The sequence below is a fragment of the Belnapia arida genome, from assembly GCF_016773205.1.
Lineage (GTDB): Bacteria > Pseudomonadota > Alphaproteobacteria > Acetobacterales > Acetobacteraceae > Belnapia > Belnapia arida.
In genome coordinates this window covers 1,015,619-1,029,394 of record NZ_JAETWB010000001.1, presented here as the reverse complement: position 1 = coordinate 1,029,394, position 13,776 = coordinate 1,015,619, and the positions used below count along the sequence as shown (strand labels likewise).

The 13,776-nt window shown below is 70.6% G+C and carries 11 protein-coding genes; 9 read left to right on the top strand and 2 right to left on the bottom strand.

Going from position 1 to position 13,776, the window contains the following annotated elements; genetic code table 11:
- Positions 1-18: 18 nt before the first annotated feature.
- The 5 genes from JMJ56_RS04990 to rpmG all read left to right on the top strand — a co-directional run bounded on the left by JMJ56_RS04990 (position 19) and on the right by rpmG (position 4,208).
- Complete coding sequence (locus JMJ56_RS04990) at positions 19-903, top strand: fumarylacetoacetate hydrolase family protein (RefSeq protein WP_236037411.1); 885 nt, start codon at positions 19-21, stop codon at positions 901-903.
- On the top strand, positions 900-1,862 hold the full coding sequence (locus JMJ56_RS04985) for a Bug family tripartite tricarboxylate transporter substrate binding protein (protein WP_202830470.1): 963 nt from the start codon (positions 900-902) through the stop codon (positions 1,860-1,862). The genes JMJ56_RS04990 and JMJ56_RS04985 overlap by 4 nt, the downstream gene beginning before the upstream one ends.
- 66 nt (positions 1,863-1,928) lie before the next feature.
- Entirely contained in the window at positions 1,929-2,468 is a 540-nt protein-coding gene (locus JMJ56_RS04980) for a SixA phosphatase family protein (RefSeq protein ID WP_202830469.1), read from the top strand.
- A 26-nt stretch (positions 2,469-2,494) separates the two neighbouring features.
- On the top strand, positions 2,495-3,964 hold the full coding sequence (locus JMJ56_RS04975) for a CYTH and CHAD domain-containing protein (protein ID WP_202830468.1): 1,470 nt from the start codon (positions 2,495-2,497) through the stop codon (positions 3,962-3,964).
- 76 nt (positions 3,965-4,040) lie between these two features.
- Complete coding sequence (gene rpmG / locus JMJ56_RS04970) at positions 4,041-4,208, top strand: 50S ribosomal protein L33 (RefSeq protein WP_043342217.1); 168 nt, start codon at positions 4,041-4,043, stop codon at positions 4,206-4,208.
- Positions 4,209-4,269: 61 nt separating this feature from the next.
- Here rpmG and JMJ56_RS04965 read toward each other — a convergent pair whose 3' ends face one another.
- Both JMJ56_RS04965 and JMJ56_RS04960 read right to left on the bottom strand, forming a co-directional pair.
- A complete protein-coding gene (locus JMJ56_RS04965; protein ID WP_202830467.1) occupies positions 4,270-5,649 on the bottom strand; it encodes a PleD family two-component system response regulator in 1,380 nt (459 codons plus the stop codon).
- Positions 5,650-5,900: 251 nt separating this feature from the next.
- A complete protein-coding gene (locus JMJ56_RS04960) occupies positions 5,901-7,085 on the bottom strand; it encodes a pyridoxal-phosphate-dependent aminotransferase family protein (RefSeq protein ID WP_202830466.1) in 1,185 nt (394 codons plus the stop codon).
- A 127-nt stretch (positions 7,086-7,212) separates the two neighbouring features.
- On the opposite strand from JMJ56_RS04960, the gene JMJ56_RS04955 reads away from it, so the two are divergent.
- The 4 genes from JMJ56_RS04955 to JMJ56_RS04940 all read left to right on the top strand — a co-directional run bounded on the left by JMJ56_RS04955 (position 7,213) and on the right by JMJ56_RS04940 (position 13,743).
- Positions 7,213-10,119, top strand: a complete 2,907-nt coding sequence (locus JMJ56_RS04955; protein ID WP_202830465.1) for an FAD-binding and (Fe-S)-binding domain-containing protein — start codon at positions 7,213-7,215, stop codon at positions 10,117-10,119.
- A 181-nt stretch (positions 10,120-10,300) separates the two neighbouring features.
- A complete protein-coding gene (locus tag JMJ56_RS04950) occupies positions 10,301-11,041 on the top strand; it encodes a DUF1194 domain-containing protein (RefSeq protein ID WP_202830464.1) in 741 nt (246 codons plus the stop codon).
- 134 nt (positions 11,042-11,175) lie between these two features.
- Positions 11,176-11,889: a hypothetical protein gene (locus tag JMJ56_RS04945; RefSeq protein WP_202830463.1), complete on the top strand. Its 714-nt coding sequence runs from the start codon at positions 11,176-11,178 to the stop codon at positions 11,887-11,889.
- Between the two features lie 225 nt (positions 11,890-12,114).
- Positions 12,115-13,743, top strand: a complete 1,629-nt coding sequence (locus JMJ56_RS04940) for an FAD-dependent oxidoreductase (protein ID WP_202830462.1) — start codon at positions 12,115-12,117, stop codon at positions 13,741-13,743.
- The last annotated feature ends 33 nt before the right edge of the window (positions 13,744-13,776 follow it).

Sequence of the window (13,776 nt, the reverse complement as noted above, 5' to 3'; positions counted from 1 at the left end):
AAGGTGGGAGGACGCGGCATGCGGTTGGTGACCTATAAGCGGGGCGGCTGGGCCGGCGGCAAGGTGGGCGCGCTGCGGGCGGACGGGGCGGTGCTCGACCTCTCGGCGGCGGATGGGCAGGTCTCCTGGGACAACATGCCGGCGCTGATCGCCGGCGGCGAGGCGATGCTGCGGCGGGCGCGGGCGGCGGCGGCGCAGGCACCGGTGGTGGAGGATGCGGTGCTGCTGGCGCCGATCCCGCGCCCGGCCAAGAACATCTTCTGCGTCGGCAAGAACTATTTCGAGCATGCCAAGGAATTCGCCGGCTCCGGCTTCGACGCCACGGCGAAGGAGGTGGTGCCGGAGGCGCCGGTGGTGTTCAGCAAGCCGCCGACCGCCGTCAGCGGGCCGGGCGACACCATCCCCGCCTTCCTCGACCCGACCGGGTCGACCGACTACGAGGGCGAGCTGGCCGTCGTCATCGGCAAGGCGGGACGCGGCATCAAGGCGGCCGACTGGGCGCAGCACGTCTTCGGATACACCATCGTCAACGACGTGACGGCGCGGACCTTGCAGCACAAGCACCGGCAATGGATCCTCGGCAAGGGGATCGACGGCTTCTGCCCGATGGGTCCCGCCATCCTCACCGCCGACGAGGTGCCAGACCCGCGCGCGCTGCGGCTGACCACGCATGTGAATGGCGAGAAGCGGCAGGATGCGTCGGTCGCCGATCTGATCTTCGCCATCCCGACCCTGATCGAGACCATCAGCGCCGGCATCACCCTGGAGCCGGGCGATATCATCGCAACCGGCACGCCGGCCGGCGTCGGCATCGGCTTCCAGCCGCCGCGCTTCCTGAGGTCGGGCGATGTGGTGCGGGTCGAGGTGACGGGGATCGGCGTGCTGGAAAATCCGGTCGCATGAGGCGCCGGGCGGTGCTGGCGGGCGGTCTGGCGCTCCCGGCGCTGGCCCGTGCGCAGGACTTCCCCGGCCGCCCGGTCAGCATGGTCGTCGCCTTCCCGCCCGGCGGCCAGGCGGATGTGGTGGCGCGGCCCGTTGCGGCGGCGCTGGAGCGCCACTGGCGCCAACCGGTGCCGGTGGTGAACCGCGCCGGCGCTGCGGGGGAGATCGGCAATGCCTTCGTCGCCCGCGCCGCACCGGATGGCACTACCCTGCTGATGGCGCTCTCCTCGCTTGCCGTCCTGCCGGAAGCGGCGCGCCTCTTCGGCCGGCCGCCAGCCTATGAGATGGAGCAGCTGGCGCCCATCGCCCTCTTCACCGCCGACCCGACCCTGCTGGTGGTGCCAGCCGCCTCGCCCTGGCGGAGCCTCGAGGAATTCCTGGCCGATGGCAGGGCGCGGCCGGGGCGGATCAGCTACTCCTCCTCCGGCAACTACTCGGCGCTGCATGTGCCGATGGCGATGCTGGCCAAGGCGGCCGAGGTGGAGCTGCTGCATGTGCCGTTCCAGGGCGGGGCGCCGGCGCTGACTGCGCTGCTCGCCGGGCAGGTGCAGGCGCTTGCGAGCGGGCCGGGGCCGGTTGCGCCGCATCTACGCGAGGGGCGGTTGCGCGCGCTGGCCAGCTGGGGCGCTCATCGCCCGGCCGGAATGCCGGAGGTGCCGACGCTGATCGAGCGCGGCTTCAGGGAGGCGGAGTACTACATCTGGGCCGGCATCTTCGCCCCCGCCGGCACGCCGGCGCCGATCCACGAGGCGCTGCGCGCGGCCATGGCCGCGGTGGCGGCCGAACCGGAAACCGGCCGGGCCCTGGCGACCGGCGGCAATACCCTCGACTACCGGGACGGCGCCGCCTTCGAGGAATTTCTCCGCACCGACAGCGCCCGCCTGGTGCGGGCAGTTCAGCGGATCGGGCGGGTGGAATAAGGCGGCCGGTCCGCTCGTGCCGAAGGGGCAGGACAAGCGGCGCGAGCCGTGGCAGGATTGGCGACGATGCGCCAGCTCCTGCTGCTGCGGCACGCGAAGTCCTCCTGGGACGATCCGGGCCTCTCCGACCATGCCCGCCCGCTCAATGCGCGCGGCCGACGCTCCGCCGCGGCCATGGCCGATGCCATGCGCGAACTGGGTCTCTCGCCCGATATCGTGCTGGTGTCCTCGGCCCGCCGCACCCTGCAAACCCTCGAGGCGCTGACGCCCTTCGAGGACGGGGCGCTGGTCGAGCCGATGGATGCACTCTACCTGGCCCCCTGGCCGCGGCTGCTGGACGAATTGCGCCAGGCGCCGGAGACGGCGCGCAGCCTGCTGCTGATCGGCCACAACCCCGGCTTGCACGAACTGGCCGTGGAGTTGGCCGGCCCGGAGGCGCTGGCCCGCGGCGGGGTGGACGCGCGCCGTCTGGTGGAAGGCTATCCGACCGGGGCGCTCGCCGAGTTCACCATCGCATCGGCCTGGCGCCAACTCGACCGGGGCGGGGCGCGTTTGGTGCGCTTCCTCGCTCCCCGTGACCTTCCTGCCGCAGAGGTGCCCGCCTGAGCCGCTTCGAGACCCCTGACCCCGCGATGGACCTGCAAAGCGAGTCGAGCCCCGCCGGGGAAGCGGCAGCGCAGCTCGTGCTGGAATTCGCTCTCGATCCCGAAGCGGCGCAGCGCCTGTCGCGGCATGGTGCGATCTCCTCGGCCCGGGCCGGGCGCACCAAGAGCTCGGCGGAGGAGCTGATCTGGCTGGACACCGCCGATGGCGCGCTGGCAACCGAGGGCCTGGCCCTCGAATCCAACCGCCGTGGCCTGCGCCGGCTGCTGCGCGCCATGCCGGCCCCGGGCGCGAGCTGGTGCCCTGGGCAGCCGCCGGAGGAGCTGGAGGCGCCGTCCGAGGAGGCGGCCACCCTCGTCCCGATTGCCGCCTTCAGCGGCCGGCGCAGCCTCATCGCCCTTGGGGAGGTGGAGGCGGAGCTGCTGACCGGCAAGCTGCGCGCCGTCGCCGCCGAGATGCCTGTCGCCCGGCTGACCCTGCGGGGCACGACGGCCGCCGTGCTTGCCCGCGCGGCAGCGCTTGCCGACCTGCACCCGTTACCGCCCATCGCCAGCCTCGCAGAGGAGGGCCGCGCCCTGGCCCGCGGCGAGGCGCCCCGCCCGCGCCGCCGTGGGCCCCCGGTGCTCGCCGGTGCGGCCACGGTGGAGGAGGCATTGCTCGCCGCCCTTGGCCACCTGCTGGAGGTGATGCTCGGCCATGCCCCGGGCTGCCGGCTCGGGGCGGGGCCGGAAGGGGTGCACCAGACCCGCGTCGCCCTGCGCCGCCTGCGCTCGGTGCTGAAATCCTTCGGTGCGGCCGCCGCCTGCCCGGAGGTCAAGGAATTCGACCAGGGACTGCGCGACCTGGCGACCGCCCTCGGTCCGGCACGCGACTGGGATGTCTTCCTTGCCGGTACCGGCGCCGCCGCCGCGGAGGCGATCGGCGACGACCGACGGCTACTGGCTCTGTTGAAGGCGGGTGAGACGCGCCGGCAGGAAGCCTATGTCGCGCTCCGGCGCATGCTGGACGGGCCGGCCTTCCCGCGACTGGTGCTGGCCGGCCTCGGGCTGATGCTGCTTCGCCCCTGGCGAGCCGGGCCGCCGGAGCAATCGGCGCTGCTCGACCAGCCGCTGACGGAATTCGCCAGCGGCCTCCTCGACAAGCGCTGGCACCGGCTGCGCAAGCGCGGCGAGGACATCGCCGAACATGGCGCCGAGGCGCTGCACGAGGTCCGGCTGGACGCCAAGCGGCTGCGCTATGCAGCGGAGCTCTTCGCCCCGCTTTGGCCGGGCAAGCCGGCGCGGCGCTTCCTCCGGCGGCTGGCGGCGCTGCAGGAGGAGCTCGGACTGGCGAACGACGTCGCCGTGGCTCGGGGGCTGGTCGGCTCGCTCGGCGCCGGAGTGCCGGCCTGGGCGGTGGGCGCGGTCGAAGGCTTCGCCGCCGCCCGCACCGGTCGCGCCCGGCGGCATGCGCTGGAAGCCTGGGACGAGTTGCTGGGCGCCGATCCCTTCTGGCGGTAACCCTTTCGCTTGACCTTTGGGCGCGGGAAGCTACGGTGCGACCCCTTCCGACATTGCAGGATTCACGGGCTTCGCCATGGCCAAGTCGAACACCATCCAGATCAAGCTCGTCAGCAGCGCCGAGACCGGCTTCTTCTACGTGACCAAGAAGAATGTCCGGAACACCACTGGCAAGCTGGAACTGAAGAAATACGACCCCGTCGCGCGCAAGCACGTCGTCTTCCGCGAAGCCAAGATCAAGTAAGCTGGCCTGAGCCTGTCGGCGAAGCGAGGGGCGGGGCCGTGAGGCGCCCGCCCTTGCCGATTCACGCCTTGCCTTCGTCGCCTTCGGTGAAATCCTCCTGCCGCGCCTGCTCCACCCGGTTCCGGCCGCCCTGCTTGGCCCGGTAAAGGGCGGCATCGGCTGCTGCCACGGCGGCGTTCACGCCGGTGCCGGTGGTGGCGATGGCGAGGCCGAAGCTCGCCGTGATGGGGAGCGAGAGGCCGGCGATGTCGAAGGGATCGGCGGCGATCGCCAGGCGCAGCCGCTCCGCCACCGCTGTGGCGTAGTCGGTCGGCGCGCCGGTGAGCACCACCATGAATTCCTCGCCACCATAGCGGGCCACCACATCCGCGGCGCGGAGGTAGGACTTCAGGCGTTTCGCCACCTCCTTCAGCGCAACATCGCCTGCCGGATGGCCGTAATTGTCGTTAATCGACTTGAAGCGGTCGACGTCGAGCATCAGCACGGCCGCATCCGTCCCGCGCAACACCCCCTCCATGTGGCGTCGCACATAACGGCGGTTGCGCAGGCCCGTCAGCGGGTCAGTGACCGCCATCTCCAGCGACCGATCGAGATCGGCCCGTAGCCGCTCCTGGTAGCGTTTGCGGCGGATCTGGTTGCGCGCCCGGGCGCGCAGCTCGTTCGGATCGATCGGTCGAAGCACATGGTCGTTGGCGCCGAGATCGAAGCCTCGCAGCACCAGGCCGCGCTGGCTGACATCGGCGGCGAGCAGCACCGGCAGGTCCCGCGTCGCGCCCTGGGCGCGGAGGCGGGAAGCGAGGCGCAGTACATCTCCCCCCTCCCCCGGCAGGCAGAGCACGGCGAGGTCGAAATTGCCGTCGGCCAGGATGCGGCGGGCGACCTCCGGGTCGGTCGCGGTCTCCACGGTGACACCATCGGCGCCGAGGATGGCGGCGACCTGGGCGGCTTCTGCCGCTTGCTCGGAGAGGACGAGGACCTCGGCGCCCTCGATGCTCGGCGAGGGGTCGGGCTGCGGCTCGATGCCGAGGTCTCGGGCTGTATCGGAGCGCAGGCGCCAGGCATCCTGCACCTGCTTGACCCGCAGCAGGGCGCGGAGGCGGGCAAAGAGCGTCGCGTCGTCGACCGGCTTCGACAGGAAGTCGTCCGCCCCGGCCTCGAGGCCGCGGACACGTTCCACCGGGTCGATCAGGGCGGTGATCATGACGACGGGCATATGCGCCGTCGCGCCATTCTCCTTGAGACGGCGGCAGACCTCGTAGCCATCCATCCCAGGCATCATTACGTCGAGCAGGATGACGTCGGGCGACCAGCGTGCGGCGGTGGCCAGCGCCTCCGGGCCCGAGGCGGCCAGGGCGACATCGTAATACTCGTTCAGCAGCTTGGCTTCGAGCAGCCGCAGGTTGGCGGCGATGTCATCGACCACGAGGATTCGGGCGGTCATGGCTGGCCCTCGGGTTCGTCGCGCCGCAAGGCCGTCTGCTGCTGCATCCCTGTCCTATCGCCTTCCCCAACCGAGGCGATGCCAGCCATCCTGGCGCCGCACCGACCTGCCGATCGGCGCCCGGGCCTCGGTCGCCGCTGCGGGGGGGAAGAGCTAGAACACGGCCCGCCTTTCCTCACCACACGGAAAGGATAGCACAGACGCCCCCTGGCTTAGAACTCCCCGATCGCGGCGGGGCAGGCGCCTGCCGCTCAGGCATTGCCGTTCAGATAGGCCATCGCCGCCTGCACCCCGCCCGGCTTGTGCGGCACGCCGGCCGCACCCAGGCCCATCTCCACCCCGCCCAGAGTGCCGATGAGGGAGAGTGGGCCGAAATCGCCGAGATGACCGATGCGGAAGACCCGGTCGTTCAGCCGGCCGAGGCCGTTGCCGAGGGACATGTTGAACCGTTCCAGGATCACCGCCCGCAGCGCATTGGCGCTATGCCCCTCCGGCAACCGCACGGCGGTCAGCGAGGAGGAATAGTGCCGCGGCTCCTCGCACTGGATCTCGAGGCCCCAATGGCGCACGGCGCGTCGTGTCGCCTCGGCGAAGCGGTCGTGGCGGGCGAAGACGTTGTCGAGCCCCTCCTCGTTCAGCATGTCGACTGCGGCATCGAGCCCGTAGAGCAGGTTGGTCGCGGGCGTATAGGGGAAGTAGCCGGTCTCGTTCGCTTTCAGCATCGGGTGCCAGTCCCAGAAGCTGCGGGGCAGCTTGGCGGTCTCGGTGGCCTTCAGCGCCTTTTCCGAAACCGCATTGAAGGACAGGCCGGGCGGCAGCATCAGCCCTTTCTGCGAGCCGGCGACTGTGACATCGACGCCCCATTCGTCATGCCGGTAATCGATCGAGCCGAGGGAGGAGATGGTATCCACCAGCAGCAGCGCGGGATGGCCGGCGGCGTCGATGGCGCGGCGGACCTCCTCGATGCGCGAGGTGCAGCCGGTGCTGGTCTCGTTGTGGACGACGCAGACGGCCTTGATGCCGTGCGACCTGTCCTCACGCAGCGCCGCCTCGATCGCCGGCGCATCGGCGCCGCGGCGCCAGTCGGTCGGGATGAATTCCGGCCGGAGCTGGAGGCGCTCGGCCATCTCCTGCCAGAGCGTGGCGAACCAGCCCGTCTCGCACATCAGCACGCGGTCGCCGGGCGAGAGGGTGTTGACCAGCGCGGCCTCCCAGGCCCCCGTGCCGGAGGCGGGGTAGATGACCACCGGCCCCTCGGTCTTGAAGACGGTGCGGAGCTTCTCCAGCAACTGGGCACCGAAGCGGCCGAAATCCGGCCCGCGATGGTCCATGGTCGGGTTGTCCATGGCGCGCAGCACGCGGTCCGGCACGTTGGTCGGCCCTGGGATCTGCAGAAAATGCCGGCCGGCGATGGGGGAGGACTGGTAATAGGCCATGCTGTCGGTCTCCGATCTTGCGGCACCCTATGCGCCTGATCCATCTCCCTCGCCAACGAGAAGGGCTTGTCGGATTGATGAGCATTATAGATCGGACAAGCGGCCAGCCCAGGATTAGAAACCGCGCATGAACGCCTTCACCATCCCCAAGGATCGCATCGGCGACAGCCGCCTCGCCGAGCGCCTGGAGCGCGAGACCCAGGGCGAGGTGCTCTGGAGTGCGGCCGACCGCGGCCGCTACGCGACCGATGCGAGCATCTATCAGATCGAGCCGGTCGGCGTGCTGGTGCCGCGCAGCATGTCGGATGTGGAGGCGGCGCTCTCGATCTGCCGCGATGACGGCATCCCCATCCTGCCGCGGGGCGGCGGCACCAGCCAGTGCGGCCAGACGGTGAACCGCGCCCTCGTCATCGATTGCAGCAAGTACCTGAACCGAGTCCTCGCCGTCGAGGGCGACACGGTGCGGGTGGAGCCGGGAATCAGCCTCGGCGCGCTGAACACGGCGCTGGCCGGGACGAAGCAATTCTTCCCCGTCGATCCCTCCACCTGGGCTCGCTGCACCATCGGCGGCATGGCCGGCAACAACAGCTGCGGCAGCAAGTCGATCCGCTATGGGCTGATGGCCGACAATGTCCGCGCCATCGATGCGCTGCTCGCCGATGGCAGCCGCTTCCGCTTCGGCGCATTGCCGGACAATCTCGGCGCCGAGGTTCCGGCCGGCATCGCCGACCTCATCCAGCGGCTGCGCGCGCTCGGCGCCCGCGAGGCGGAGGAGATCGCCGCCCGCTTCCCCAACCAGCTCCGCCGCGTCGGCGGCTACAACATCGAGAGCCTGACGCCCGCCGCCCGCGCCGAGGGCCGCGGCAACCTTGCGCGCCTGCTCGTCGGCAGCGAGGGCACGCTCGCCTTCTCCGCGGCGCTTGACCTGCAGCTCTGGCCGGTGAAGCCGCGCAAGGCGCTCGGCATCTGCCAGTTCCCGAGCTTCCGCGCCGCCATGGCCGCCTCGCAGCACCTGGTCACGCTGGACCCGGAGGCGGTGGAGCTGGTCGACCGGACGATGATCGATCTCGGCCGCTCCATCCCGATCTTCCGCGCGACCATCGACAGGATCGTGCGCGGCGAGCCCGACAGCCTGCTCATCGTCGAGTTCCACGGCCAGGAGGATGCGCCGCTCGCCCGCAGCCTCGATGCGCTCGAGGAGATGATGGGCGATCTCGGCTATCCGGACAGCGTGGTGCGCTGCATCGATCCGGGCTTCCAGGCCGCCGTCGCCGAGGTGCGGGAGGCCGGGCTCAACATCATGATGAGCATGAAGGGCGACGGGAAGCCGGTTTCCTTCATCGAGGACTGCGCCGTCGCCCTGCCTGACCTCGCCGACTACACCGAGCGGCTCAATCAGGTGTTCGAGCGCCACGGCACCAAGGGCACCTGGTATGCGCATGCCAGCGTCGGCTGCCTGCATGTGCGGCCCGTGCTCAACATGAAGGATCCGGAGGATGTGCGCCGCATGCGCACCATCGCCGAGGAATGCTTCGCGCTCGTCAAGGAATACAAGGGCTCGCACAGCGGCGAGCATGGTGACGGCATCGTGCGTTCGGAATTCAACGCGTCGATGTTCGGCCCGCGCATCACCGCGGCCCTGGAGGAGGTGAAGGACGCCTTCGACCCGACGGGCCTACTGAACCCCGGCCGCGTCGTCCGCCCGCCGAGGATGGATGACCGCACGCTCTTCCGCTACGCCCCTGGCTATGCCGCTGATCCCGACGTCCAGCCGGTGCTCGACTGGTCTGCCTGGCCCGGGCCGCAAGGCGGCCTGCTCGGCGCGGTCGAGATGTGCAACAACAACGGCACCTGCCGAAAATCCGACGCCAACGTCATGTGCCCGAGCTACCGCGCGACGCGCGACGAGGAGCACCTGACGCGCGGCCGGGCCAACACCCTTCGCCTTGCCCTGACCGGCCAGCTTCCCGGCGGCCTTGCCTCGGACGAGGTGCATCACGCCCTCTCCCTCTGCGTCTCCTGCAAGGGCTGCAAGCGCGAATGCCCGACCGGCGTCGACATGGCGAAGATGAAGATCGAGGCGATGGCCGCCCGCGCCCGCGAGCGCGGCATCAACGCCCGCGACCGGCTGATCGCCACCCTGCCCCGCTGGGCACCCTTTGCCGCGATGCTGCCCGAGGCGGCGAACGCGCGGAACTGGATCCCCGGGCTGCCGCGTCTCGGCGAGCGGTTGCTCGGCTTCTCCGCCGAGCGCAGCCTGCCGCGCTTCCGGCGCGACGCCTTCCACGATGCGGAACTGCCGGCGCCGGATGGACGCGCGGGCGAGGTCATCCTCTTCCCCGACGTGTTCAGTCGCTATTTCGAGCCGGAGAACCTGCGCGCCGCCATCCGAGTGCTGCGCGCCGCCGGCTATAACCCGGCGGTCGCCCGGTCCGCGCGCGGCTCCCGGCCCCTCGACGAGGGCCGCACCCTGCTTGGCGCCGGCCTTGTCGATGAAGCCAGGGAGGAAGCACGGCGGACGCTCGCGGCACTCTCCGCTGTCGCCTCCCCCGTCATCGGCCTCGAGCCTTCCTCGACGCTCACGCTGCGGGACGAATTCCTCTCCCTCCTCCCCGGGCCGGAGGCCGAGGCGCTGGCGGCCCGCACCTTCCTCGTCGGCGAGTTTCTGGCGCGCGAGAAGCCGAGGCTTACCCTGAAGCCGGTGGCCGAGGCGGCGCATGTGCATGGGCATTGCCACCAGAAGGCCTTCGCCGCCTTCGCCCCCGCCATCGCCATGTTGACCATGATTCCTGGACTGAAGGTGGTGCCGATCGCTTCCTCCTGCTGCGGGATGGCGGGGAGCTTCGGCTACGAGGCGGCCAACCTCGCCGTCTCCAAGGCGATGGCGGAGCTTTCGCTGCTGCCGGCGGTGCGGAAGGTCCCGGAGGGCGCGCTGATCGTCGCCGACGGCACTTCCTGCCGCCACCAGATCGGTGACCTCGCCGGGCGGCAGGCGCTGCATGGCATCCGCGTGCTGGAGATGGCGCTGGCCTGAGGCTGCCTGCGCAAGCTTTCGTTGCGCAAAATGGCTTGTTTTGCCCAACGGTGATGTTGCAGCGCAGCATAAGTCCGTTCTATGATGATTTTGTTTCGGGAAGGAAGGCGGTCACGGCCTCGCTTGTTCACGCCGCGGTTCGGGTGCGCGCAGCGCCCATCCACGGCCAGAAGGGGGTCGTATGCGAAGACGCGATGTGCTGGGCGCAGCCCTGGCGATGCCTGCCATTCTCCGATTCGGACGGGCCCGGGCGGCGACGCCGGTCGATGTGGAGCTGGTGCTTGCGGTCGATGTGAGCCGCTCCGTCGATCCGGAAGAGCAGGAGATGCAGTTTGCCGGCTACGAGGCCGCCTTCCGCGACCCACGGCTGATCGAGGGCATCATGGGCGGTCCGGTCGGCGCCATTGCGGTGACGATGTTCACCTGGTCCGACTGGCACATCCAGAACACTGTTGTTCCCTGGATGCTGCTCGACGGCGCCGCTACGGCCAACCGCTTCGCAGATGCCATAGGCAACGCACCGCGGCGCACCTGGCTCTACACCTCGATCTCCGGCGCCATGGATTACGCGGCGCGGCAGTTCGGCCAGGGTTTCGAGGGCACCCGCAAGGTCGTGGACATCTCGGGCGACGGCGTCAACAACTCCGGCCGGTCGGTTGCCGATGCACGGGCCGAGGCGCTGGCCCAGGGGATCGTGCTGAACGGCCTTGCCGTACTCGACCGGACGCCGCAGCCGCTCTCCCTCGCCTCCTCCCTGCCGCCGCTCGACACCTATTACCGCGAGGAGGTGATCGGTGGCCCTGGCGCCTTCCTGGTCATCGCCGAGGGGTTTCAGGCGTTCGAAGCAGCAGTGCGCCGGAAGATCATCCGCGAGATCGCCGCCGTGCCCGAGGCAGGGCCGGTGACAGAGCGCTTCGCCTGACGCCGCCATGACCACAACGTCTAAAAGAGAGTAACAAGTGGATACTGCGAACAACTTGCATCAGTTGGGGCAAATTTCCGACGGTGAAATTGAATCTACTCCTCAGTAATGGGTTCTGTTGCGGAGCTGTGGTCATGTATCAGGCTGCGCCCGTAGTAGAACTCCCCGGGTGCGGCAATCGCGACCCGGCCCGGCGTCCTGCGGGGAGACGGAGTGTCTTTCGTTACGAAGATCGGGCCGCCGAGGCCCTCGAGCCTTCGCCGCCGCATGATGGCGATCTCCTGCGGGTCGCCTTCGGCCTGCTCGGCATTGCTGCGCTGATCGCTTACCAGGCGGAGACGCGGGCGCTCGACCGGGCCGGGTCCGAGATGATAGGGACGGCGCGCGCCCTTGGGTCGACAATCCAGGGCCGTTTCGATGCCGCCGAGGCGGCGTTGCAGGACCTCGCCGCCATGGGATCCTATACGCTTCGCGAAGGAGGGCCGGGAGGATTCGCCGCACAGCTCGGTGCCTTCGCCCGTGCGGCCAATCTGAGCCCGGTGAGCCTTTTCGCGCCTGATGGTGGGTTGCTGCCCAGCTCCCGCCTATCGCCCGGGACGGCGCCGCCCGACATCCCGGCCCCGCCGGCGGCCCGGCAAACCTTCCTCGCCGGCCGAACCGAGATCGGCGACCTGATCCGCGGTCCCACCGGCGGCGAGCACCAAGTCTCTGTCGCCGTACTAGTCGACCGGCCGGACAGCGGCGCCGAAGCCTGCCGCAGCTATGGCCTCAGCCTGTCCCTGGCAGCCACCGATCTGGCCACCGCTCTCCACAATCAGGAGCTGCCGCCTGGCTGGTGGCGGCGGTGACCGACCGCACCGGCCATGTCGTCGCCCGCAGCGAGCGGCATGAGGAGTTCGTCGGTTCCGGCATGATCCCTCTTTGGTGCCGAGGCGCTCAGGGACTACCGCCTCGACCTGCGGCAGCATGGCAGTGCGACCCGCAGCTTCCGCCACCAACGCCCGGACGATGGCACGATCTGGCTGCAACTCGGCCTTGCTCCGATCACCGCGACGGCGCTCAAGGCGCCGCGGATGGTGCTGGTGGTGGAGGATGTCACCGAGCGGCATCGGTCACTGGAACGCGTGGCGCTGGCCATGCGGGAGATGTCGCACCGGGCGATGAACGCATTGGCCCTGGTGCAGGCGACCCTCCGCCTTACCCCGCGCACGGACGCCAGTGCCTATGCGGCTGCGGTCGAGGCGCGCGTTGCTGCCCCGGCCCGGGCCCATGCAAGGCTTGTCGGCGACAGCTGGACCGGCGGCAGCCTGCGGGTCCTCGCAGAAGGCGAGATGAAGGTATTCCGGCCGAACCTCGGCGATCACCGACGCATCGGCATCGACGGGCCGGAGATGCGGCTCCTGCCCCAGGCCGTGCAGCAACTGGCCATGACCCTGCATGAGCTGTCCACCAACTCGGCCAAGCATGGGGCGCTCTCCTGCCCGGCGGGGCGCGTCACGCTGCACTGGCGCACAGTCCGGGTGGCGGAAACGCTGCGGCTGCACTGGGAGGAGGCGGGCGGACCGCCCATCGCCGAGCCGGCGGGGCTTTGGCTCCCGCCTGCTCGATGCGACGATCCGGGGCCGGCTGGGTGGAACGATCACGCTGTCCTGGCGCCGCACGGGCCTGTCCTGCCGGATCGAGATTCCCCTGGCGCGCGCCGCTCTTGCGGATGCGGCGAACGGGCCCATTCGAGGTGGTGCATGACACAGCTCCGGATCGCCATTCTCGGTGCCGGCCTCGCCGGCCTCGCCTGCGCTCGTGAACTCGCCGGGCGGGGCGCCGCCGTCACCCTGTTCGACAAGGGTCGCGCGGCCGGCGGAAGGCTGGCGACGCGGCGGGCGGAAGCAGGCGGGTGCCGGTTGCAATGGGACCATGGCGCGCAATACCTGACGGCGCGTGGGCCCGGCTTCGCCGCCCTGCTGGCGGAAGCCGGGGCGCAGGCCTGGAGCGAGGCCGGGCGCTTCGTCGGCGTGCCGGGAATGTCCGCCCTGCCGAGGGCGCTGGCGGCCGGGCTCGACCTGCGCGCGGGCCGGCATGTGACGCTCCTGGGCGGCGGGCCCGGCGCCTGGACGGTGCGGCATCTGGACGCGGCGCTGGTGCGTCCGGGCGGGGCGGTGCCCGAGACGGCGCGAGACGAAGACGGGCCCTTCGACTCGGTCGCCATCACCCTGCCGCCAGCCCAGGCGGCGCCGCTGGTGGCGCGACCGGCGCCTGGGCTGCGGACGCGCATCGCCGAGGTCGGCATTGCCCCCTGCTGGACGGTGGTCGCCGCCTTCGGCACGCGGCCCGACTGGCCAGAGACGCTTCGCCCCGAAGCCGGGCCCATCGGCTGGCTGGCGCGGGACAGCGGCAAGCCGGGCCGCGACGCCACGACGGAATGCTGGGTGATCCAGGCCAACCAAGACTGGTCCCGCACCCATCTTGAGGCGGAGGCCGCCACCATCGGCCCCGCCCTGCTCGCAGCCCTGCCCCCGGCCCCAGCGCCAATCCATCTCCAGGCGCACCGCTGGCGCTACTCCCTGGTGGAACAGCCGCTCGGCGAGCCCTGTCTCTGGCTGCCCGAGGCGCGGCTCGGCCTCGCCGGTGACTGGTGCCTTGCCGGCCGTGCGGAGGCAGCCTTCGACAGCGGGCGGGCGCTGGCCGCCGCCATCTTCGGCTGATCGATGGAAAGGCGACGCAAAACCAGGCTGACA

Bases quoted from the DNA above. Each gene is read 5' to 3' on its own strand.
- JMJ56_RS04990 (WP_236037411.1), top strand. From the start codon at position 19: ATGCGGTTGGTGACCTATAAGCGGGGCGGCTGGGCCGGCGGCAAGGTG.
- JMJ56_RS04945 (WP_202830463.1), top strand. From the start codon at position 11,176: ATGTATCAGGCTGCGCCCGTAGTAGAACTCCCCGGGTGCGGCAATCGC.
- JMJ56_RS04940 (WP_202830462.1), top strand. From the start codon at position 12,115: ATGGTGCTGGTGGTGGAGGATGTCACCGAGCGGCATCGGTCACTGGAA.
- JMJ56_RS04980 (WP_202830469.1), top strand. From the start codon at position 1,929: ATGCGCCAGCTCCTGCTGCTGCGGCACGCGAAGTCCTCCTGGGACGAT.
- rpmG (WP_043342217.1), top strand. From the start codon at position 4,041: ATGGCCAAGTCGAACACCATCCAGATCAAGCTCGTCAGCAGCGCCGAG.
- JMJ56_RS04965 (WP_202830467.1), bottom strand. From the start codon at position 5,649: ATGACCGCCCGAATCCTCGTGGTCGATGACATCGCCGCCAACCTGCGG.
- JMJ56_RS04975 (WP_202830468.1), top strand. From the start codon at position 2,495: ATGGACCTGCAAAGCGAGTCGAGCCCCGCCGGGGAAGCGGCAGCGCAG.
- JMJ56_RS04985 (WP_202830470.1), top strand. From the start codon at position 900: ATGAGGCGCCGGGCGGTGCTGGCGGGCGGTCTGGCGCTCCCGGCGCTG.
- JMJ56_RS04950 (WP_202830464.1), top strand. From the start codon at position 10,301: ATGCGAAGACGCGATGTGCTGGGCGCAGCCCTGGCGATGCCTGCCATT.
- JMJ56_RS04960 (WP_202830466.1), bottom strand. From the start codon at position 7,085: ATGGCCTATTACCAGTCCTCCCCCATCGCCGGCCGGCATTTTCTGCAG.
- JMJ56_RS04955 (WP_202830465.1), top strand. From the start codon at position 7,213: ATGAACGCCTTCACCATCCCCAAGGATCGCATCGGCGACAGCCGCCTC.